Origin of the sequence: Aurantimonas sp. (assembly GCF_964217435.1) — a bacterium.
Lineage (GTDB): Bacteria > Pseudomonadota > Alphaproteobacteria > Rhizobiales > Rhizobiaceae > Aurantimonas > Aurantimonas coralicida.
On the sequence record NZ_CAXPJM010000055.1, the window covers coordinates 68,392 to 87,106 of the forward strand.

The window sequence follows — 18,715 nt, forward strand, 5'->3', positions numbered from 1 at the left end:
CTTTCCGGTATTGTCGACGCTCAGGTCGCGGCGGTCCAGTCCGTCAGGTCGAGCTGCACCTTCATCGCCCGGCTGCGGTCGCTGGCCAGATCGAAGGCTTCCACCGCCCGGCCCGCCGGCATCCGGTGGGTGATCAGCGGCGCCAGATCGACGAGCTGGCGCGAGACGAGATCTGCGGCCAGCGCGAATTCCGTGTCGAAGCGGAAAGAGCCGACCATCTCGATCTCCTTGGCGACCAGCGAGGCGAGCGGGAACTCGACCGGGCCACCATTACCGACCGCAACCAGCCGGCCGCGCGGCCGGACGCATTCGACGGCGGTGGTGACGGCGGCCGGGTTGCCCGAACATTCGAACACCACGTCAATGCGGCCCTTGTCCGCCTTCAGCGCGTCGAGCCCGCTGCGGTCGCTGCCGAGATCGATCACCGTGTCGGCGCCGAGCTTGCGGGCGGTCTCCAGCGGTTCGCCGACAACGTCGCAGGCGGTGATGTGCGCCGCCCCGGCGCGGCGGGCCGCGGCCACCGCAAGGCAGCCGATCGGCCCGCAGCCGGAGACGAGCACGCTGGCGCCGAGCAACGGACCGGCCTGACGCGCGGCGTGCAGGCAGACGGCGAAGGGCTCGGCCAGCGCGGCCAGGCCCGTATCGGTCGCCGCGCCCACTGGCACGGCCTGTGCCGCCGGCACCACCAGCACTTCGCGGAACATGCCCTCGACATGCGGGAAGCGCATGGCGCTGCCGCTGAACACCATGTCGAGACAGTGATTGCGCATGTCCCGGCGGCAGTATTCGCAGCTCTCGCAGGGCCGCGACGGATTGATCGCGACCCGGTCGCCGATGGCGAGGCCGGAGACGCCGGCGCCCAGTTCCTCGACGATGCCCGAGGCTTCGTGCCCGAGGATCATCGGCTCCTTGATGCGGATCGTGCCGAAGCCGCCGTGGTGGTAGTAATGCAGGTCGGAACCGCAGATGCCGCCCGACTGGACGCGCAGCCGCACCTCGCCCGCCCCCGGCGCGCCCGGATCGGGGCGCTCCTCGATGCGGAGGTCGTGGGGGCCGTGTGCAACGATCGCTTTCATGGTGTCTCCAGCTTTCGCGGTCTTAGAGGACCGACAGCATGCCGCCGTCGACATAGATGATCTGGCCGTTGACGTAGTCGGAGGCCGAGGATGCCAGGAAGATCGCCGTGCCGACGAGTTCCTCGGGCTGGCCCCAGCGCCCGGCCGGCGTGCGGCTCTTCACCCAGTTGTCGAAATCCTTGTTGGCGACCAGCGCCTCGTTCATGTCGGTCAGCATGTAGCCGGGTCCGATGGCATTGGCCTGGATACCGGACGCGGCCCATTCGGCGGCCATGCCCTGGGTCAGGAGCTTGATGCCGCCCTTGGCGACCGTATACGGGATCACCGTTGCACGGGCGAGCGCGCTGGTCAGCGAACCGATATTGATGATCTTGCCGCGGCCGCGCGGGACCATGCGGCGGGCGGCCTCGCGGCCGATCAGGAAGGCGCTGGTGAGATTGGTGTCGATCACCCGCTGCCAGTCGGCCAGGGCCAGTTCGAGCATCGGCTGGCGATGCTGGATGCCGGCATTGTTGATGACGATGTCGATCTCCAGGCCCTCGGCGTCGAACTTCTCGAAGGCGGCGACCACGGCGGCTTCGCCGGTGACGTCGAAGATCGCCTCGTGGACGGTATGGCCGGCGTCGCGCAGTTCCTTGGCGGCGGCAGCGACCGTCTCGGCATTGCGCCCGTTGAGGATCACCACCGCGCCGGCCTCGGCCAGTCCCTGCGCCATCGCCTTGCCGAGGCCCCGCGAGGAGCCGGTGATCAGCGCCGTGCGGCCTGTCAGGTCGAAGGATGCGGTTTCGGTCATGATGTCTTCCCCTCTAGATTTCACTGATGCGGCGCACGAGATCGGTGCGCTCGAACACGTCGGATTTCAGCTCGACGCCGAGGCCCGGCCCCTCCATCGGGTAGACGTAGCCACCCTCGGTTCTCGGCACCGCGGTCACGAGTTGCGTATACCAGCCGCGATAGAACGCCCTAACGGATTCCTGGATCAGCGTGTTGGGCTGGCTGAATGACATGTGGACGGCGGCGGCGAAGCCGACCGGCCCGATGCAGTCATGCGGCGCGAAGGGCCGGTGCCAGGTCTCGGCCAGCGCCGCGATCTTGCGGCCCTCGGTGAGGCCGCCGGACCAGCACAGATCGACCATCGCCACCGACAGGGCGTCGCGGTCCAGCATGTCCTTGTAGGGCCAGCGCGAGCCGAGGGTCTCGGAGGCGCAGACCCAAACGTCGGTCGAGCGGGCATATTCGGCGAGCGCCTGCGGCGAGTTCATGCGGATCGGATCCTCGAACCACATCGGCTTGTAAGGCTCGAGTTCCTTGGCGATCATCTTGGCGGCCGGCAGGTTCCACAGCGAGTGGAACTCCACCATGATGTCGATCCTGTCGCCGACGGCCTTGCGGATCTTCTCGAAGGGTTCGAGGCCGCGCCGCATCTGCTCTGCGGTCAAATAGAGGCCGCCGGTCTCGTTGGCGATCGGGTCGAAGGGCCAGATCTTCATGGCGTCGATGCCATTGTCGAGGAGGTCCTCGGCCAGCGCGCCGGCATCGGTCATGAAGGCGTCGAGGTCCTCGTAGGGACCGGACGTCTCGCCGAGATTCCAGTTCGACACGGGTCGGATGTTGCTCGAACTGACATAGCGGGTGCCGGCGCAGGTGTTGTAGATGCGCAGACGGTCGCGGCACAGGCCGCCCAGCATCTGGTGCACCGGCTGGTCGCAGAGCTTGCCGAAGATGTCCCACAACGCGATGTCGATCGCCGAGGCAGCGCGGTACTCGACGCCGGTCGAGGATTGCGCCATCGGCAGATGGACCATCTCCTTCGACAGCGCCTCGATGTGCAGCGGATTGCGGCCGATCAGGCGCCCGGCCAGCGTGTCGTGGATGTGGGCCGCGACGGCGCCGGCGCCGTAGAAGGTCTCGCCGAGCCCGATGATCCCCGCATCGGTGTGGACGCGCACCCAGAGGACATTGGCGAATTCCTCGGTCCGCAGCGTCTCGATGGCGGTGATCTTCATGCCGGCCGGTTCCCCCTTTGCGATTCCCCTCGCAAATCCCCGGCTCTTCTTCGGCGGGATGGACGGCCGCGGTCAAGGCGTGCGCCTGTTGCGAAGTGTGTCACGCCGGGCGGATCGCGACGGTGCCATCACCGGCATCGGCGCTCGCGTCGATCGCCACGACATCGCCGTCAGCGATGCCGGCAATGTCGCAGACGACGATGGGGCAGTCCCGGCCGTAGAGGGTGGCGGCGACCATCGCCCCGACGGTGAGGATCGGATCGGCGCGCGCCAGGAGCACTCCATCCGGCCCGGTGCCGCGCCGGATGGATTCGGCGAAGACGGAGGCTGACGACGACGAGCCGCGACCGCAGGGCATGACCAGGATGCGCCCGGTGACGCTGGCACCGCGCGCAGGGTGCGAATGATCGATGATGGCGCCGGTCTCCACGTCGATCCCGCCCCAGAAGCTGAGCGGCTCGGCAAGAACCAGCGCCGTCCCTTCCGCGCGGCCGGCGACGACGATCGTCCCCGCGCGCGTCATGTCCGCGTCCTCACGACCTTGCCGCTGGCGGCGGAGAGGATGCAGTCCTCCAGCGACCCGAAGCCGACCGAGACGCCGATATTGCCGGGTGCGTAATGCGCCCATTTGCCGGAATTGGTCATCACCGCCCCGTCGATGTCGCGCAGGATCGCGGTGACATAGGTGCAGGTGTCGACGACCGGAACGAGGCCGGAGCCCTCCAGTCCCGCCAGCGCCGCGTCGCGGCGCAGCCCGTCCAGGGTCGCGCGGCTGGTGTTGACGTAGATCGGCAGGCCGCGGTCCGGCCGGATTTCGCGCAAGAGCGGCAGCAGCCGGTCCCATTCGCCGCGGGAGAAATGCGGCGTGCCGAGGCAGACCGCGTCGATCGGCGCGCCCTCCGGCACGGTGGAGAGGCGGGCAAGCACCGCGTCGACGGAGGCCGGTGTGATCGCGACGATGCGGTCCGGCTCGTGGCCACCGAAGGCGTCCGCCTGCGTCGGGGCCTCCGGCGTGATGCCGACCGCATGGAACAGGCCGACCGCACCGGCGGAGGCGGCGGCGGCACCGAGGGCCTTCAGTTGATCCTCGTCGCGCGGCGGCGGCAGGCCCTCGATCACCGGCACAAGCTCGCCGGAGGCCGCACCGATGATCAGCCCGACCGCCACATAAAGGGCATCGTCGGGCGTGAGCGACGGCGCAAAGCCCTCGAGGCGAAACAGCACCCGGCCGCGGCGGTGCTCGTCCAGATGCAGGCCATAGGCCGGGGCCCGTCCGGTGATCGCGCAGCACAGATCGATGAAGTCGCCATAACGGTTGGTGCGCGCGCCGATCACCGAATTGGCGAAGACGATGGCATTGGATTCGCCCCAGGCCACCTGCTCGCCGAAGCGCGGCCGGAACAACATCTGATAGGGCGCGCAGGTGAAGGAGGCCTGGCAGCCCAGCGCCTCGTGGGCCTGCATGAGCCGTCGCCGCGGCTGCCGTTCGCCGGCGTCGAGGCGCACGAGCTCGGGATGGATGAGATCGAGCGAGCCGACATTGAGCGTGGTCGGCACTCTCACGCGACCGCCGCCGGCCAGCAGCCGCTCGACGAAATCGAGGCTGACGGCGCCGTGATAGAGGCAGCCATCGACATGGGCGCCGGCAATGTCGAGCAGTGCCTCGGCGCCCACCGACCGGGCGAAGCCGGTCAGGATCTGCATGGCGAAGGCCGCGGCCGCGCCCGCCTCGCCGTTCAGCAGTGCGCGGTCATGGTCGGTGAGGTGCAGGGTCATCGCCCTCCGCCCTGCAAAACGTGGACCGTGGGGGTGGCGCGGCCGATCCGGCGGCCCTTGCGGACATATTGCTTCGCCCGTCGTCCACAGCTCAGTCGCGCGGGATCGCCAGAGTTAAGGATCCGGTTACCGACCCCGTCGATATTGCGGCTCCGGATTCGCGAAGGAGAAACCATGAGTGACACGGCCATGATTGCGGGCGGACAGATCCGTTCGTTCGTCGAGCGCATCGAGCAGATCGAGAGCGAGATCCAGGACCTCAACGACGGCAAGAAGGAAGTCTTCGCCGAGGCCAAGGGCGAGGGTTTCGACGTCAAGGTGATCCGCGAGATCATCAAGCTGCGCAAGCAGGACAAGGACGAGCGGGACGAGCACGAGACGCTGCTCGACCTCTACATGCGGGCGATGGAAGAAGCCCCGTCCGCCGTCGCCGCCTGAGGCGACAAGACCCGATCATCGCAGACGGCGCCGCATCTGGGGCGCCGTCTTGCGTTTCAGGGCCGGCGCGCGGCACCGGCGCCGCCCTCACGCGGCGGCATAGTCCAGGTCGCTGACATGCTCCAGCCAGTCGATGGCGACGCCGTCCAGCGCCTCCTGGATCGACACATGGGTCATCATCGTGTCGGGACCGGCGCCGTGCCAGTGCTTCTCGCCCGGCGGGATCCAGATCACGTCGCCGGCGCGGATCGTCTCGATCGGCCCGCCCTCGGTCTGGAACCGCCCGGCCCCCGCCGTCACATAGAGCGTCTGGCCAAGCGGATGGGTGTGCCAGGCGGTGCGTGCGCCCGGTTCGAAGGTCACCAGGTTGGAGCGCACGCGTGCCGGCTCCGGTGCCTCGATGATGGGGTCCTGCCAGACCGTGCCGGTGAAATAGCTGGCCGGTCCGCGCCGTGTCGGGACCGATCCCCCGCGCCTGATGTCCATGGTCGTCTCCTCCTCGCAGGATCGTCCGGTGCCCTGCGCCGGCCGCACCATGGCACCGCCCGCGGCCCGATGCCAGCCGTCCCGCGCGCCGCGAAGGCCGGGCGCCGGCACGCGGTGAAACCCCATCGCAGCACGGCAATCCCGGACGCTGCATATGCGAACGATACCGGCAACCTTATCGCAACTGTATGTCCCTACGCTGGGTGTTTTCGTCATGGCGACGCATGGGAGACCCGGTGCAGATATTTACGAGGATCATCCGGTTTCGTCGCGAGGAGACCGGCAATGTCGCCGTCGTCTTCGGACTGACGCTGCCGGTCCTCGCGCTCTGCTTTGCGACCGCGGTGGACCTGTCGGGCATCTACGGCGCCAATCGCAGCCTGCAGCAGGCGGCCGACGTCGCCGCCCTCGCCGCCGGCCGGGAGTACGGCCGAACCCAGGACGCGGACTATCTCAAGAGCGTCTCGGAAGCCTTCTTCTTCCACAATGCCGGCGAGGAGACGCGCGGCACCACCCAGTTCAGCTATGACGGCGTGTTTCGCGAGGACGGCCTGACGATCCTCAAGGTCACCGCCCGGCGGCAATTGCCGACCTTCTTCGGCGATGCGCTGATGTGGGTCACCGGCGGCACGCTCGACTGGCGGCAGTTCCCGCTCTACGCCAAGAGCGAGATCGTCGTGCAGAACCGCTCGATCGAGCTGGCGCTGGTGCTCGACAATTCCGGCTCGATGCAGGACCGGCCACGCTCGGGCGGCACCAAGAGCAAGATCGACATCATCAAGGACGCCGCCGAGGACCTCGCCGAGCAGTTCCTGTCGGCCGACAAGGGCTCGACCGAAGAGTTTCCCGTCCAGTTCGCGGTCGTCCCGTTCTCCAGTTCGGTGAATGTCGGCCCGCAATACAAGAATGCCGACTGGATGGACACGCAGGGCCGCTCGCCGATCCATCACGAGAATCTCGACTGGGGCGGCTGGCTGTCCGGCGCGACCAGCGGCGGCTGGGAGTGGATACGGGACAGGGGCTGGGTCTACACCTCGCCCTCCAGTGGCACGCCCCTGGCGCGGTACAACGGGTCCTACTGGACGCGGATCACCACCGGCGAGCCGCTGACCCGGTTCTATGTCTATGACAATGCGCGCTACAAGAGCCAGTTCGGCACCTGGCGGGGCTGCGTCGAGGCGCGGCCGAACGGGTTGGCCGCCACCGACACCGAGCCGGTCAGTTCCAAGCCGGAGACGCTGTTCGTGCCGACCTTCGCGCCGGACGAATACGACGATTCCGCCTATGGCTGGAACGACTATCTCGACAGCGGCAGCGGATCGCCCGACTCGGCCAAGGAGGCGATGGCCGAGCAGGCCAAGGTCGCCAAGTATTTCGACAGCGGCTACTCCATCACGACGCCGAGCAGCAATCGCAGCGACTGGGGTCCGAATTCCACCTGCGCGACGACGCCGATCACGCCGCTGACCAAGACGCTCAAGACGGTGACCGACGCCATCGACGTGATGGACGCCCAGGGCGCCACCAACATTCCGCACGGCCTGGCATGGGGCTGGCGGCTGCTGACGGCGCGCCCACCCTTCACCGAGGGGCGAAGCCACGACGAGCCCGACAATCTGAAGGTGCTGGTGCTGATGACCGACGGCAACAACACCTACAATCTGAACTCCGGCGGGCGGCCGCTGGAAATTCGCGACTACAACCGCTCCACCTACGGCTCTTACGGCTATGGCGCGGCCTATTCCCATGGCAGCAGCACCCGCAAGCCGGGCCGCATCTACGACGGCACCACCGGCAACGCGAAGGATTACAGCGTCGACAGCTATGTCGCCGCCATGGACCAGAACGTCGCCAAGGTCTGCGAGAACGTGAAGGCCGATGGCCGCAAGCCGGGCGGCACGGACGGCATCCTGATCTTCACCATCGCCTTCGACCTGCGCGACGGCGAACCGGTGAAGAAGCTGATGGAAGACTGCGCCTCGAACGGCCTGATCGATGCCAGCGAAAAGCTCTATTACGACGCCCAGAGCCAGGAAGAGCTGGCCGCCGCCTTCCAGTCGATCACCGAACAGATTTCCAGCCTGCGCATCGCCCGCTGACGCGCGGGCACCAGATGGATGCCGTGGCCCGGCCGTTCGGCGGTCAGCGTTCCAGCTGATCCGGCGTTGCGCGGATCGGCACCTCATCCCGCCCGCGCCATGATCGCGGACCTCATCGTTCCTCGCCCCGGAGGCATCGACACATGCTCGCAACGACCCTCGTCCTCCTGAGCTTCGGGCTCGCCCAGCCGGTTGTCGCGCCCGGACCGGTTCCGCTCGCGTCCGGCATCGCGGCCAGCGTCGCCCCCGCCAGCGTCGCCCCGACGGACGAACCGGCCGACGCGTTCCGCCTCGTGCAGCATCGCGGCGACGGGCGTCACCACCGGCGCAGCGGCGACCGAGGCGGCCGTGACGGGATCGACCGCGGCAGTCTCGACGCCGACCGGTATCTCTACGATTTCCGGGACGCGCCGCGCTGGCGTGCCGAGGAGCGCGCACGCCATGACGGCCGCGGACGCGATGGCCGGCGCGACGATGGGCGCCGGGATGGCGACCGGCATCACGACCGCGACAGGCATGATCGCGATCATCGCGACCGGGACGAGGATCGGCGCGATTGGGACTCGGACGGCGACTGGGACTATGGCCGCGGCTTCGACAATGACCGGACCCGCGACGATCAGCGCGGCGACAGCCGCTTTCGCGAACGGCGCGAGCGCTTCGAGGAACGCCGCAAGCGCTGGTAGCCTTTCGCCCGACCGGCGTCAGTCCGGCGCCGACGCTCCGGCGAGACCGGTCTCAGCCAGGACGAAATCCGCCATGGCCGCGATGTCATCGAGGTCGAAGACCGGCAGCGCGCTGTCCGTCACCGGATGATCGGCGGCGATCGCCGCGATGCTTGGTGCGTGGTCCTGCATCGGCCGGCGATCGCGGGCCTCCTGTCGCCGGCACTCGATCTTGGGGTGCGGCTCGCGCTTGTAGCCCTCGACGAGAACCAGGTCGCAGGGCGACAGCCGCGCAACGATGTCGGCAAGGCTCGGCTCGGGCGCACCGCGCAATTCGTGCATCAGCGCCCAGCGCGTGCCGGAGACGATCGCCACCTCACCGGCGCCGGCGCTGCGGTGGCGGAAGGAATCGGTGCCCCCCCGGTCGATCTCGAAGGCATGATGGGCGTGCTTGACCGTCGCGACCCGGAAGCCGCGCGCGGTGATCTCGGTCACCAGCCGCTCCGTCAGGGTCGTCTTGCCGGAGTTCTTCCAGCCGGTGATGCCGAATATGCGCTGTTTCACCTGGCACCCGTCCCTTCGCTGCATCTGTCCCGCCCGGCGGGGTCCCCGCCCTTCTATGCGAGGAAGGAAAGCCCGGTCGAGATGCGAAGCGTCCTGCCGGTTCGCAGCGCGTGCGACGGCGAAGAGACGTTGCCGCCGCTGGACGCTTGGCGATAGATGGAGCGATGTCCGACACCGCGCCCACCTATCTGACCACCCGCGAACTCGCCGATCTCATGCGCATCAAGGAGCGCAAGGTCTACGATCTGGCGGCCAGCGGCGAGGTGCCCTGCATCCGCGTGGTCGGCAAGCTGCTGTTTCCGCGCGAGGAGGTCGCCGCCTGGATGGCCGCCGCGCGCTCCGGCCCGGTGGCGACCGAAACCCGACTGCCGATGATCCTCGCCGGCAGTCACGATCCGCTGCTGGAATGGGCGCTGCGCCAGTCGGGCAGCGGACTGGCCGCCTTCTTCGACGGCAGCTCCGACGGCATCGGCCGGGTGGCCCGGCGCGAGGCGGCGGCCTGTGCCACGCATATCCGGGAAACCGGTGGCGACTGGAATGTCGCCACGGTGCGCGACATGCTGGGCGACGCCCCGGTGGTGCTGATCGAATTCGCCCGCCGCCAATGCGGCCTGATCGTTGCCCCCGGCAATCCGCACGCGATCGAGGCGGTCACCGGTCTGGCACCGCTGCGCTTTGCGCGGCGGCAGCCCGGCGCCGGCGGACAGAAGCTGTTCGAGGCGCTGGCGACGGAAGCCGGGCTCGACCCGGCGGCGCTCGCCGGCCCGCCGGGCGTCGCCAAGACCGAGGACGACGTCGCCCGGCTGGTGCTGGACGGCAAGGCGGATGCGGGCTTCGGGCTGGCGGCGATGGCGGCCCAGTACCGGCTCGGCTTCGTGCAGCTGGCCGAGGACCGCACCGATCTTCTGGTCTGGCGGCAGGCCTTCTTCGAGCCGCCGCTGCAGGCGCTGATGCGGTTTCTGCACACGGCGGAATTCCACGACCGGGCGGCCGAGATGAGCGGCTACGATGTCGCCGCCGCAGGCACCGTGCATTACAACGCGCCCGGCCCCTGACCGGCAGCGATGAAAGCGCGCCGGCCGCTGATGGCCGGCGCGCCCGTGTCAGCTTCGATCGCCGGTCATGTCGGCATTCGGAAAGAACAGCTGCTGGCCATCGACCCTGTAGTTCGCGATGGCGGCCTGCCCCTCGTCTCCGGTCAGCCAGTCGATGAAGGCCTGCCCTGCTTCGGCCTTCACCGCCGGATGCCTGTCCGGGTTCACCAGGATCACGCCATACTGGTTGAACAGTTCCGGGTCGCCCTCGACGACGACCGTGTGATCGCCCTTGTTGCCGAAGGAGATCCAGGTCGCCCGGTCGGTCAGGACGTAGGCGCCCATGCCGATTCCGGTGTTGAGGGTGGCGCCCATGCCCGATCCGGTTTCGCGGTACCACCCGCCGGAGGCGGCGGCGAGGTCGATCCCGGCGTCCTTCCAGAGGCGCAGCTCGGCCTTGTGGGTGCCGCTGTCGTCGCCGCGCGAGGCGAAGGGCGCCTTGGCGGCGGCGATCTTCCCGAGCGCCACCTCGGCGTCCTTCATGCCCGCGACACCGGCGGGATCGGCGGCGGGGCCGACGACGACGAAATCGTTGTACATCACGTCGAAGCGTTCGACGCCGCCGCCGGCCGCGACAAACTTCTCCTCGGCCGGCTTGGCGTGAACGAGCAGCACGTCGCCATCGCCGTTCTCGGCGTTCTTGATCGCCTGGCCGGTCCCGACCGCGACGACGCGAACCTCGATGCCGGATTTTTCGGTGAAGGCCGGCAGGATGGCGTCCAGCAGCCCGGAATTCTGGGTGGAGGTCGTCGACTGGACGACGATGAAGTTCTCCTCGGCCGTCGCCGGAGCGACCATGGCGCCCAGCGCCAGCGTGGCAGCGGCGATGACCCCGATCAGTTGCGTCTTCATGCTTTCCCCTCCTTCGCCGCGAACGGCGTTACAGAACCAGCCCACCGGCGAGAAACTGCCGCGCCGGCTGTGAAACGGGCTCATCGAAAAACCGGTCGACCGGCGTTTGCTCGACGATGCGGCCGCCGTGAACGAAGACGATCTCGGCGGCGAGGCGTCGCGCCTGGCCGATGTCGTGGGTGACCATGACGATCTTGGTGCCGGCCGCCGCGACGCGGCGCAGCAGGCTCTCGATCGCCTGGGTCGCCCCCGGATCGAGGCTCGAGGTCGGCTCGTCCATGAACAGGATGTCGGGCGCGGTCGAGATGGCGCGGACCACCGCCAGACGCTGCTGCTCGCCGCCCGACAGGGTGCGCGCCGGCTGGTTTGCGCGGGCCGCCAGATCGCCCATGGCCAGGAGCGCGGCGACGCGTTCGCGGCGCGCGATGCGCGGCATGCCATGGACCTTCAGCGCGTAGTCGACATTGGCGGCGACGGAGCGGCGCAGCAGCACCGGCCGCTGGAACACCATGGCCTGACGCCGGCGCACCGCCTTGTCGAGCCCCTGACCATTGTAGCGCAACTGCCCGGACGCCGGCGTGATCAGCCCGTGCAGCAGGCGCAGGAGCAGGCTCTTGCCGGCGCCGTTCGGCCCGAGGATCAAGGTCGGACCACCGGCGGCAATGGTCAGCCCGCCAACGTCCAAGAGTGTCCGCCCGCCGGCCCGGAACACAAGGTTCTCGGCCTGCAGCGGCAGGACCGAGGCCTGGGTCGTGCCGGCGGCCGACAGCGCCCGGACCGGTGACAGGTCGGCGTCGCTCGGCTGCAGGGCGATATCGTCACGCATGGGCGGCCTGCGGGCGGCCGGCGCCGATGAGCCCGACCGACGCGTTGATGGCGATGGCGATGATCAGCAGGATCGCGCCGAGGGCGAGGGCCAGCGAGAGATTGCCCTTCGAGGTCTCCAGCGCCACCGCCGTCGTCATCACCCTGGTGACATGGTTGATGTTGCCGCCGACGATGATCACCGCGCCAACCTCCGCGATGGCCCGGCCGAAACCGGCCAGCAGCGCGGTGACCAGGCTGTGCCGCCCGTCCCAGAGCAGGGTCGGCACTGCCGCGAGACGCGAGACGCCGAAGGAGCGAAGCTGCTCGGAATATTCGGCGTCGAGATCCTCGACCACCTGGCGGGTCAAAGCGGCGATGATCGGCACCACCAGGACAACCTGCGCGATGATCATCGCGGTGGGTGTGTAGAGCAGCTGCAGCACGCCGAGCGGTCCGGCATTGGACAGCATCAGATAGACCAGCAGGCCAACCACGACCGGCGGCAGCCCCATCAGGGCGTTCAACAGCACGATGGCGACGCGTCGCAGCGGGAAACGGCCCACGGCGAGGAGCGCGCCGAGCGGCATTCCGACCGCGGCAGCGATCAGAACAGCAGTCAGGGATACCCTCAGCGACAGCAGGACGATGGCCAGCAATTCCGGATCGCCGGACAGGATCAGATGGCCTGCCAGCGCAAATGAGTTCGCGAAATCCTGCATTTTCTCCTGTTTCGTCCGTCCACTCGCGTCGTTTCGGGAGATTATGGCCGGGAACGCCGGCTTCGTCCAGCTTAAGCAATCGTTACCGCATCTGCGTTGTATTCGAACGCAGTTGCGAGACGTGCCCGGGAAGTCGTACGCAACGCAGAGTATACAAACATGAGTATAACAGTCATGTTTAAGCAAGCCGGTCGGCGACATTGCCGCAGGGCCAGAAAACCGTTGTGAATCGGACGATTTGTTGCTCTACTGGAGTGGGAGAACAGCCTTGCAGAACCACAATCTCGCTGTAACGACGGAACCGGCCGAGGCCGAGGCCTTGCGCGCCAACCTCTACAGGTTGCTTGCGCGCCTTCTGGCGCGTCCGGCCGACGAGGCGTTGCTGGCGATGCTGCAGGGCCTGTCGGGCGATGACAGCCCGCTCGGCCGGGGCATCGGCGATCTTGCCGGCGCGGCGCGCGCGATATCGCTCGCCGCCGCCCGCGAGGAATACCAGGAGCTGTTCATCGGTGTCGGGCGCGGCGAGCTCGTGCCCTACGGCTCCTATTACCTCACCGGATTTCTCAACGAAAAGCCGCTGGCGCGGCTGCGCTCCGACATGGTGCCGCTGGGCATCGCCCGCTCCGAGGACAGCCGCGATCCCGAGGATCACGCTGGCGCGCTGATGGAGATGATGGCCGGGCTGATCGACGGCAGCTTCGGGCAGATCCAGCCGCTGGCCGTCCAGAAGGATTTCTTCCGCAAGCATGTCGGCTCCTGGGCCGGGCATTTCTTTGCGGATATGGAGACCAACCGCACGGCGCGGCTCTACCGCCCGGTCGGCACGATCGGCCGGCAGTTCATGGCCATCGAGGAATCGGGCTTCGACATGTAGCCGCACAAATCGCGGGGACGGCGGCACCCCGCAAAAGGAACGAGACCAGGGCACGGCCCTTCGACCACGGAGAAACGAGATGAGCGACAAGAGCACGGGAACGAAGGGCGGCACCCAGGCCGATCGCCGGGCTTTCCTGAAGTTCGCAGGGCTGGGCGGCGTTGCCGGCGGCGCCGCGCTGGTCACCGGCGCGCCCGCCGAAGCGGCGATCACCGAGGACGACACGACGGGCGCGGGCTACCGCGAAACCGATCATGTCAGGACATTCTACAAGTCGGCACGGTTCTAACCCACCCGCCAGTCAAACGGATCGCGGGCGGCCGCACATCAAGGATCGGAGGCAGATATGCTCAGGAAAAAGGCAAACGGCGCGGCGCGGAGCAACCGGATGGCGTCGGCGCTGTCGGAGCTGGGGACGGCCGCGGTTGATCGCCGGACCTTCCTGAAGCGCTCGGGCCTGACCATCGGCGGCGCCGCGGCCGTGGCGACGCTGTCCGGCGGCATGGTGCGCCGCGCCGAGGCCGCGGGCGAGACCGCGACCGGCGAGATGGAGATCCGCAAGTCGGTCTGCACCCATTGCTCGGTCGGCTGCACGGTGCTGGCGGAAGTGTCGAACGGCGTCTGGGTCGGCCAGGAGCCGGGCTTCGATTCCCCGTTCAATCTCGGCGCCCACTGCGCCAAGGGCGCGTCGGTGCGCGAGCACGCCCATGGCGAACGCCGCCTGAAATACCCGATGAAGCTCGTCGGCGGAAAATGGCAGCGCATCAGCTGGGACGAGGCGATCAACGAGATCGGCGACAAGATGCTGGAGGTCCGCGAGGCCGCCGGTCCCGATTCCGTCTACTGGCTCGGCTCGGCCAAGCATTCCAACGAGCAGTCCTACCTGATCCGCAAGTTCGCCGCCTATTGGGGCACGAACAACATCGACCATCAGGCCCGGATCTGTCACTCCACCACGGTCGCAGGTGTTGCCAACACCTGGGGCTACGGCGCGATGACCAACTCCTACAACGACATCCACAATTCCCGGGCGATCTTCCTGATCGGCGGCAACCCGGCCGAGGCGCATCCGGTCTCGCTGCTGCATCTGTTGAAGGCCAAGGAAGAGAACAACGCCCCGCTGATCGTCTGCGACCCGCGCTTCACGCGCACCGCGGCCCATGCCGACGAGTATGTGCGGTTCCGGCCGGGCACCGACGTCGCGCTGATCTGGGGCATTCTCTACCACATCTTCGAGAATGGCTGGGAAGACAAGGAATTCATCAACAGCCGCGTCTGGGGCATGGACCAGATCCGCACCGAGGTCGCGCGCTGGACGCCCGACGAGGTTGAGCGGGTCACCGGCGTTCCGGGCTCGCAGCTCCAGCGCGTCGCGCGGACCATGGCCGAGAGCCGTCCGGCGACGCTGATCTGGTGCATGGGCGGCACCCAGCACACCAACGGCAACAACAACACCCGCGCCTACTGCATCCTGCAGCTCGCCCTTGGCAACATGGGCAAGGCTGGCGGCGGCACCAACATCTTCCGCGGCCATGACAATGTGCAGGGCGCGACCGATCTGGGCGTCCTCGCCGACACGCTGCCGGGCTATTACGGCCTGACCGCCGGCTCCTGGGCGCACTGGGCCCGGGTCTGGGAAGAGGAACTCGACTGGCTCAAGGGCCGATTTGCCGTGATGCCGGGCGCCGGCGACGAGGGCAAGGACCGCCTGATGATGAACGAGACCGGCATCCCGGTCTCGCGCTGGATCGACGGTGTTCTTGAGGCCAGGGAAAACCTCGAGCAGCCGGACAACACCAAGGTCATGGTGTTCTGGGGCCATGCGCCGAACTCGCAGACCCGCCTGCCGGAAATGCAGAAGGCGATGGGCATGCTGGAGATGCTGGTCGTCATCGACCCGTATCCGACCATGACCGCCGTCCTGCAGGACCGCACCGACGGGGTCTATCTGCTGCCGGCCTCCACGCAGTTCGAGACCTCCGGCTCGGTGACCGCATCCAACCGGTCGCTGCAGTGGCGCGAGAAGGTGGTCGAGCCGCTGTTCGAGTCCCTGCCCGACCACACGATCATGCACAAATTCGCCGAGAAGTTCGGCTTCGCGGACCGCATGTTCCGCAACATCGAGGTCAAGGACGGCGAGCCGGTCGTCGAGGACATCACCCGCGAGTTCAACCGCGGCATGTGGACGATCGGCTATACCGGCCAGTCGCCAGAGCGCCTCAAGTCCCACATGCAGAACCAGCACACCTTCGACCGCACCACGCTTCGCGGCGTCGGCGGCGCGCATGACGGCGAGTTCTACGGCATGCCCTGGCCGTGCTGGGGCACCGCCGAGATGAAGCACAGCGGCTCGGCCAATCTCTACGACACCTCGATCCCGGTGGCGCAGGGCGGCATGGGCTTCCGCGCCCGCTTCGGCGTCGAGCGTGACGGCGACAACCTCCTGGCCGAAGGCTCCTGGCCGGTCGGCTCGGAGATCGAGGACGGCTATCCCGAGTTCACCTTCGCGATGCTCAAGGAGCTCGGCTGGGACAAGGATCTGACGCCCTACGAGCGCCGCTACATCGATTATGTGGCCGGCTTTGCCGACCAGCGTCCGAGCCAGGGCGACGACGTCGGCGAGCAGTCGCAGACCGGCGAGATCGATTCCGACTACGACGAGAAGGTCGGCGGCGTGAACTGGAAGACCGACCTGTCGGGCGGCATCCAGCGCGTGGCGATCGCCCATGGCTGCGCCCCCTACGGCAACGCCAAGGCCCGCGCCGTGGTCTGGACCTTCCCCGATCCGGTGCCGATCCATCGCGAGCCGCTCTACACGCCGCGCCGCGATCTGGTGACGGATTATCCGACCTATGAGGACAAGACCTTCTGGCGCGTGCCGACGGCCTACGCGTCGATCCAGAAGAACGACTATTCCAAGGACTTCCCGATGATCATGACGTCGGGGCGTCTGGTGGAATACGAGGGCGGCGGCGACGAGACCCGCTCCAATCCGTGGCTCGCCGAGCTGCAGCAGGACATGTTCGTCGAGATCAACCCGTCGGACGCCAACGATCTCGGTCTTCGCGACCGCGACACGGTGTGGCTGCACAGCCCGGAAGGCGGCAAGATCCGCATCATGGCGATGGTCACCGAACGCGTCGGTCGCGGCGTGGTGTTCACGCCCTTCCACTTCGGCGGCTACTTCCAGGGCAACGATCTCCGCGGGAAATATCCCGATGGCGCCGATCCCTACGTGCTCGGCGAAGCCTGCAACACGGCACAGACATACGGCTACGATTCGGTGACGCAGATGCAGGAAACCAAGACCACGCTCTGCCGGATCGAACGGGCGTAAGGGAGGATCAGACCAATGGCACGAATGAAGTTCCTCTGCGACGCCGAGCGCTGCATCGAATGCAACGCCTGCGTGACCGCCTGCAAGAACGAGCACGAGGTTCCGTGGGGCGTGAACCGCCGGCGCGTCGTCACCATCAATGACGGCAAGCCGGGCGAGCGGTCGATCTCGGTCGCCTGCATGCACTGCTCGGACGCACCCTGCATGGCGGTCTGCCCGGTGGACTGCTTCTACCAGACCTCCGACGGCGTGGTTCTCCACTCCAAGGACCTGTGCATCGGCTGCGGCTATTGCTTCTACGCCTGCCCCTTCGGCGCGCCGCAATATCCGCAGGCCTCGAATTTCGGTTCGCGCGGCAAGATGGACAAGTGCACCTTCTGCGCCGGCGGTCCGGAAGAGGACAATTCGGCGGTGGAGTTCCAGAAATACGGCCGCAACCGTCTGGCCGAGGGCAAGCTGCCGCTGTGTGCCGAGATGTGCTCGACCAAGGCGCTTCTCGCCGGTGACGGCGACACGGTGTCGTCGATCTATCGCGAGCGTGTCGTGGCCCGCGGCTTCGGCGCCGGCGCCTGGGGCTGGGGCACCGCCTACGACCAGAAGCTGGGCGGCTGACTCTGCCGCGCATGCAATTCCGGCGGACGGCTCCGGCCGTCCGCCGCCCGACCATGACCGGTGGCGCTCCGCGTTGCCCATTCCCGCCGCATCTTTCACCCGAACGGGGATAGAGGACATGCCTAGCCTCAGAGCGTCTCTCGCTGTCTTGTCACGCTCCGCCCCGCTACGGCGTCTTGCAGCTCTCGTGCCGGTCCTCGCCATCGCCGTCCTGATGCTGTTCGCCGCAGCCGGCACCGGCCAGGCCCAGAGCTCGGTCCGGCCACCGGACAACGCCTCCCCGACCGGCGGCGCCGTCCCCGGCGACGCGCTCGGCACCACCTCCGACGCCGAGATCTGGCGATCGGTGCGCCAGGGCATTTCCGGCGGCGTCTCGATCCCCGACAAGAAGGCCTCGGTGCTGGTGCAGTCCGAGGGCGAGTCTTGGCGCCTGCTGCGCAACGGCCCGATGTTCGATTATCTCGGACTGGCGATGATCGGCATGCTGGTCCTGCTGGCCGTGTTCTTCGCCGTTCGCGGCCGCATCCGCGTCCAGCACGGCCTTGCCGGCGTGACCATCAAGCGCTTCGGTCTGATCGAGCGCACCGCCCATTGGGTGATGGCGCTGTCCTTCATCATCCTCGCCATCAGCGGGCTGAACATCTCCTACGGCCGCGAGCTGATCATGCCGCTGATCGGCAAGGAGCTCTTCGGCCCGATGTCCGGCTTCCTGAAGATGTCGCACAACTACGTCGCCTTCGCCTTCATGGCCGGGCTGGTGGTCGCCTTCGTCCTGTGGATCGTCCACAACCTCCCCTCGCGCGCCGACTTCGTCTGGCTGATGAAGGGCGGCGGCTTCTTCTCCAAGGGCGCGCATCCGCCAGCCTGGAAGTTCAACGCCGGACAGAAGGTCATCTTCTGGCTGGTGATGATCGGCGGCCTGTCGCTCAGCGTCTCGGGCTGGGCCCTGCTGTTCCCGTTCGAGCACGGTTTCTTCGGCGACACCTTCACCGCCCTTGCCGGCATCGGCCTCGACGTGCCGGCCTGGCTCGGCCTGCCGCAGCCGCCCTATTCGGTGATCCAGGAGCAGCAGTTCAACACCATCTGGCACGCCGTCATGGCGGTGTTCATGGTCTGCGTGATCTTCGGCCACATCTATATCGGCACGATCGGCATGGAAGGCGCCTTCGATGCCATGGGCAGCGGCGACGTCGACGTGAACTGGGCGCGCGAGCATCATGCGCTCTGGGTGGACGAGGTCCTGAAGAAGGACGGCCGCCCCGAGGCCGGGGCGCATCCCGCACCCGCGGAATAGCGGCCGGCGTGACGCG

At 67.8% G+C, this 18,715-nt stretch carries 19 protein-coding genes; 9 read left to right on the forward strand and 10 right to left on the reverse strand.

Annotation, left to right across the window (positions count from 1 at the left end; translation table 11 throughout):
* Positions 1-20: 20 nt before the first annotated feature.
* The 5 genes from ACEQX1_RS19690 to ACEQX1_RS19710 all read right to left on the reverse strand — a co-directional run bounded on the left by ACEQX1_RS19690 (position 21) and on the right by ACEQX1_RS19710 (position 4,858).
* Complete coding sequence (locus ACEQX1_RS19690; protein WP_370193461.1) at positions 21-1,076, reverse strand: L-idonate 5-dehydrogenase; 1,056 nt, start codon at positions 1,074-1,076, stop codon at positions 21-23.
* A 22-nt stretch (positions 1,077-1,098) separates the two neighbouring features.
* Positions 1,099-1,869: an SDR family oxidoreductase gene (locus ACEQX1_RS19695; RefSeq protein WP_024350260.1), complete on the reverse strand. Its 771-nt coding sequence runs from the start codon at positions 1,867-1,869 to the stop codon at positions 1,099-1,101.
* Positions 1,870-1,882: 13 nt separating this feature from the next.
* Positions 1,883-3,082: a mandelate racemase/muconate lactonizing enzyme family protein gene (locus ACEQX1_RS19700; protein ID WP_370193462.1), complete on the reverse strand. Its 1,200-nt coding sequence runs from the start codon at positions 3,080-3,082 to the stop codon at positions 1,883-1,885.
* 100 nt (positions 3,083-3,182) lie between these two features.
* Positions 3,183-3,605, reverse strand: coding sequence for an aconitase X swivel domain-containing protein (locus tag ACEQX1_RS19705; RefSeq protein ID WP_370193463.1), 423 nt, complete (start codon positions 3,603-3,605; stop codon positions 3,183-3,185).
* Entirely contained in the window at positions 3,602-4,858 is a 1,257-nt protein-coding gene (locus tag ACEQX1_RS19710) for an aconitase X (protein ID WP_370197476.1), read from the reverse strand. The genes ACEQX1_RS19705 and ACEQX1_RS19710 overlap by 4 nt, the downstream gene beginning before the upstream one ends.
* Before the next feature lie 174 nt (positions 4,859-5,032).
* Between ACEQX1_RS19710 and ACEQX1_RS19715 the strand changes: the two genes are divergently transcribed.
* Positions 5,033-5,296: a DUF2312 domain-containing protein gene (locus ACEQX1_RS19715; RefSeq protein WP_024350256.1), complete on the forward strand. Its 264-nt coding sequence runs from the start codon at positions 5,033-5,035 to the stop codon at positions 5,294-5,296.
* 87 nt (positions 5,297-5,383) lie between these two features.
* Here ACEQX1_RS19715 and ACEQX1_RS19720 read toward each other — a convergent pair whose 3' ends face one another.
* The gene (locus ACEQX1_RS19720; protein WP_370193465.1) at positions 5,384-5,782 is read right to left on the reverse strand and encodes a cupin domain-containing protein; all 399 of its coding nucleotides are present in this window, start codon (positions 5,780-5,782) and stop codon (positions 5,384-5,386) included.
* A gap of 236 nt (positions 5,783-6,018) precedes the next feature.
* Here ACEQX1_RS19720 and ACEQX1_RS19725 point away from each other — a divergent pair, with 236 nt between their 5' ends.
* Both ACEQX1_RS19725 and ACEQX1_RS19730 read left to right on the forward strand, forming a co-directional pair.
* Positions 6,019-7,881, forward strand: a complete 1,863-nt coding sequence (locus tag ACEQX1_RS19725) for a pilus assembly protein TadG-related protein (RefSeq protein ID WP_370193466.1) — start codon at positions 6,019-6,021, stop codon at positions 7,879-7,881.
* A gap of 143 nt (positions 7,882-8,024) precedes the next feature.
* Positions 8,025-8,567 (forward strand): hypothetical protein, encoded by a 543-nt coding sequence (locus ACEQX1_RS19730; protein WP_370193467.1) that lies wholly within the window; start codon positions 8,025-8,027, stop codon positions 8,565-8,567.
* 18 nt (positions 8,568-8,585) lie between these two features.
* On the opposite strand, the gene mobB is transcribed toward ACEQX1_RS19730, so the two are convergent.
* Positions 8,586-9,134 carry a molybdopterin-guanine dinucleotide biosynthesis protein B gene (gene mobB / locus ACEQX1_RS19735; RefSeq protein ID WP_370193468.1) on the reverse strand — a complete coding sequence of 183 codons (549 nt, stop codon included), beginning with the start codon at positions 9,132-9,134 and terminating at the stop codon, positions 8,586-8,588.
* 140 nt (positions 9,135-9,274) lie between these two features.
* On the opposite strand from mobB, the gene ACEQX1_RS19740 reads away from it, so the two are divergent.
* A complete protein-coding gene (locus ACEQX1_RS19740; RefSeq protein WP_370193469.1) occupies positions 9,275-10,165 on the forward strand; it encodes a substrate-binding domain-containing protein in 891 nt (296 codons plus the stop codon).
* A 48-nt stretch (positions 10,166-10,213) separates the two neighbouring features.
* Here the strand turns inward: ACEQX1_RS19740 and ACEQX1_RS19745 are convergent, their stop codons facing one another.
* The 3 genes from ACEQX1_RS19745 to ACEQX1_RS19755 are packed head-to-tail and all read right to left on the reverse strand — an operon-like array spanning position 10,214 to position 12,582.
* A complete protein-coding gene (locus tag ACEQX1_RS19745) occupies positions 10,214-11,056 on the reverse strand; it encodes a substrate-binding domain-containing protein (RefSeq protein ID WP_370197478.1) in 843 nt (280 codons plus the stop codon).
* A 28-nt stretch (positions 11,057-11,084) separates the two neighbouring features.
* Complete coding sequence (locus ACEQX1_RS19750) at positions 11,085-11,882, reverse strand: ATP-binding cassette domain-containing protein (RefSeq protein ID WP_370197480.1); 798 nt, start codon at positions 11,880-11,882, stop codon at positions 11,085-11,087.
* Positions 11,875-12,582, reverse strand: a complete 708-nt coding sequence (locus ACEQX1_RS19755; RefSeq protein ID WP_024350248.1) for an ABC transporter permease — start codon at positions 12,580-12,582, stop codon at positions 11,875-11,877. The genes ACEQX1_RS19750 and ACEQX1_RS19755 overlap by 8 nt, the downstream gene beginning before the upstream one ends.
* Positions 12,583-12,850: 268 nt before the next feature.
* On the opposite strand from ACEQX1_RS19755, the gene ACEQX1_RS19760 reads away from it, so the two are divergent.
* The 5 genes from ACEQX1_RS19760 (at position 12,851) to ACEQX1_RS19780 (ending at position 18,699) form a co-directional block, all read left to right on the forward strand.
* Positions 12,851-13,456 (forward strand): molecular chaperone, encoded by a 606-nt coding sequence (locus tag ACEQX1_RS19760; protein WP_370193472.1) that lies wholly within the window; start codon positions 12,851-12,853, stop codon positions 13,454-13,456.
* Between the two features lie 79 nt (positions 13,457-13,535).
* Positions 13,536-13,745 carry a twin-arginine translocation signal domain-containing protein gene (locus tag ACEQX1_RS19765; protein ID WP_024350246.1) on the forward strand — a complete coding sequence of 70 codons (210 nt, stop codon included), beginning with the start codon at positions 13,536-13,538 and terminating at the stop codon, positions 13,743-13,745.
* Positions 13,746-13,802: 57 nt separating this feature from the next.
* Positions 13,803-16,793 carry a formate dehydrogenase subunit alpha gene (locus tag ACEQX1_RS19770; RefSeq protein ID WP_370193473.1) on the forward strand — a complete coding sequence of 997 codons (2,991 nt, stop codon included), beginning with the start codon at positions 13,803-13,805 and terminating at the stop codon, positions 16,791-16,793.
* A gap of 15 nt (positions 16,794-16,808) precedes the next feature.
* A complete protein-coding gene (gene fdh3B, locus ACEQX1_RS19775) occupies positions 16,809-17,405 on the forward strand; it encodes a formate dehydrogenase FDH3 subunit beta (RefSeq protein ID WP_009210417.1) in 597 nt (198 codons plus the stop codon).
* A 187-nt stretch (positions 17,406-17,592) separates the two neighbouring features.
* Positions 17,593-18,699 carry a formate dehydrogenase subunit gamma gene (locus ACEQX1_RS19780; RefSeq protein ID WP_370197482.1) on the forward strand — a complete coding sequence of 369 codons (1,107 nt, stop codon included), beginning with the start codon at positions 17,593-17,595 and terminating at the stop codon, positions 18,697-18,699.
* Positions 18,700-18,715: the final 16 nt, after the last annotated feature.

Coding starts and splice junctions, on each gene's coding strand:
- ACEQX1_RS19690 (WP_370193461.1), bottom strand. CDS start 1,076: ATGAAAGCGATCGTTGCACACGGCCCCCACGACCTCCGCATCGAGGAG.
- ACEQX1_RS19695 (WP_024350260.1), bottom strand. CDS start 1,869: ATGACCGAAACCGCATCCTTCGACCTGACAGGCCGCACGGCGCTGATC.
- ACEQX1_RS19700 (WP_370193462.1), bottom strand. CDS start 3,082: ATGAAGATCACCGCCATCGAGACGCTGCGGACCGAGGAATTCGCCAAT.
- ACEQX1_RS19705 (WP_370193463.1), bottom strand. CDS start 3,605: ATGACGCGCGCGGGGACGATCGTCGTCGCCGGCCGCGCGGAAGGGACG.
- ACEQX1_RS19710 (WP_370197476.1), bottom strand. CDS start 4,858: ATGACCCTGCACCTCACCGACCATGACCGCGCACTGCTGAACGGCGAG.
- ACEQX1_RS19715 (WP_024350256.1), top strand. CDS start 5,033: ATGAGTGACACGGCCATGATTGCGGGCGGACAGATCCGTTCGTTCGTC.
- ACEQX1_RS19720 (WP_370193465.1), bottom strand. CDS start 5,782: ATGGACATCAGGCGCGGGGGATCGGTCCCGACACGGCGCGGACCGGCC.
- ACEQX1_RS19730 (WP_370193467.1), top strand. CDS start 8,025: ATGCTCGCAACGACCCTCGTCCTCCTGAGCTTCGGGCTCGCCCAGCCG.
- mobB (WP_370193468.1), bottom strand. CDS start 9,134: ATGCAGCGAAGGGACGGGTGCCAGGTGAAACAGCGCATATTCGGCATC.
- ACEQX1_RS19740 (WP_370193469.1), top strand. CDS start 9,275: ATGTCCGACACCGCGCCCACCTATCTGACCACCCGCGAACTCGCCGAT.
- ACEQX1_RS19745 (WP_370197478.1), bottom strand. CDS start 11,056: ATGAAGACGCAACTGATCGGGGTCATCGCCGCTGCCACGCTGGCGCTG.
- ACEQX1_RS19750 (WP_370197480.1), bottom strand. CDS start 11,882: ATGCGTGACGATATCGCCCTGCAGCCGAGCGACGCCGACCTGTCACCG.
- ACEQX1_RS19755 (WP_024350248.1), bottom strand. CDS start 12,582: ATGCAGGATTTCGCGAACTCATTTGCGCTGGCAGGCCATCTGATCCTG.
- ACEQX1_RS19765 (WP_024350246.1), top strand. CDS start 13,536: ATGAGCGACAAGAGCACGGGAACGAAGGGCGGCACCCAGGCCGATCGC.
- ACEQX1_RS19770 (WP_370193473.1), top strand. CDS start 13,803: ATGCTCAGGAAAAAGGCAAACGGCGCGGCGCGGAGCAACCGGATGGCG.
- fdh3B (WP_009210417.1), top strand. CDS start 16,809: ATGGCACGAATGAAGTTCCTCTGCGACGCCGAGCGCTGCATCGAATGC.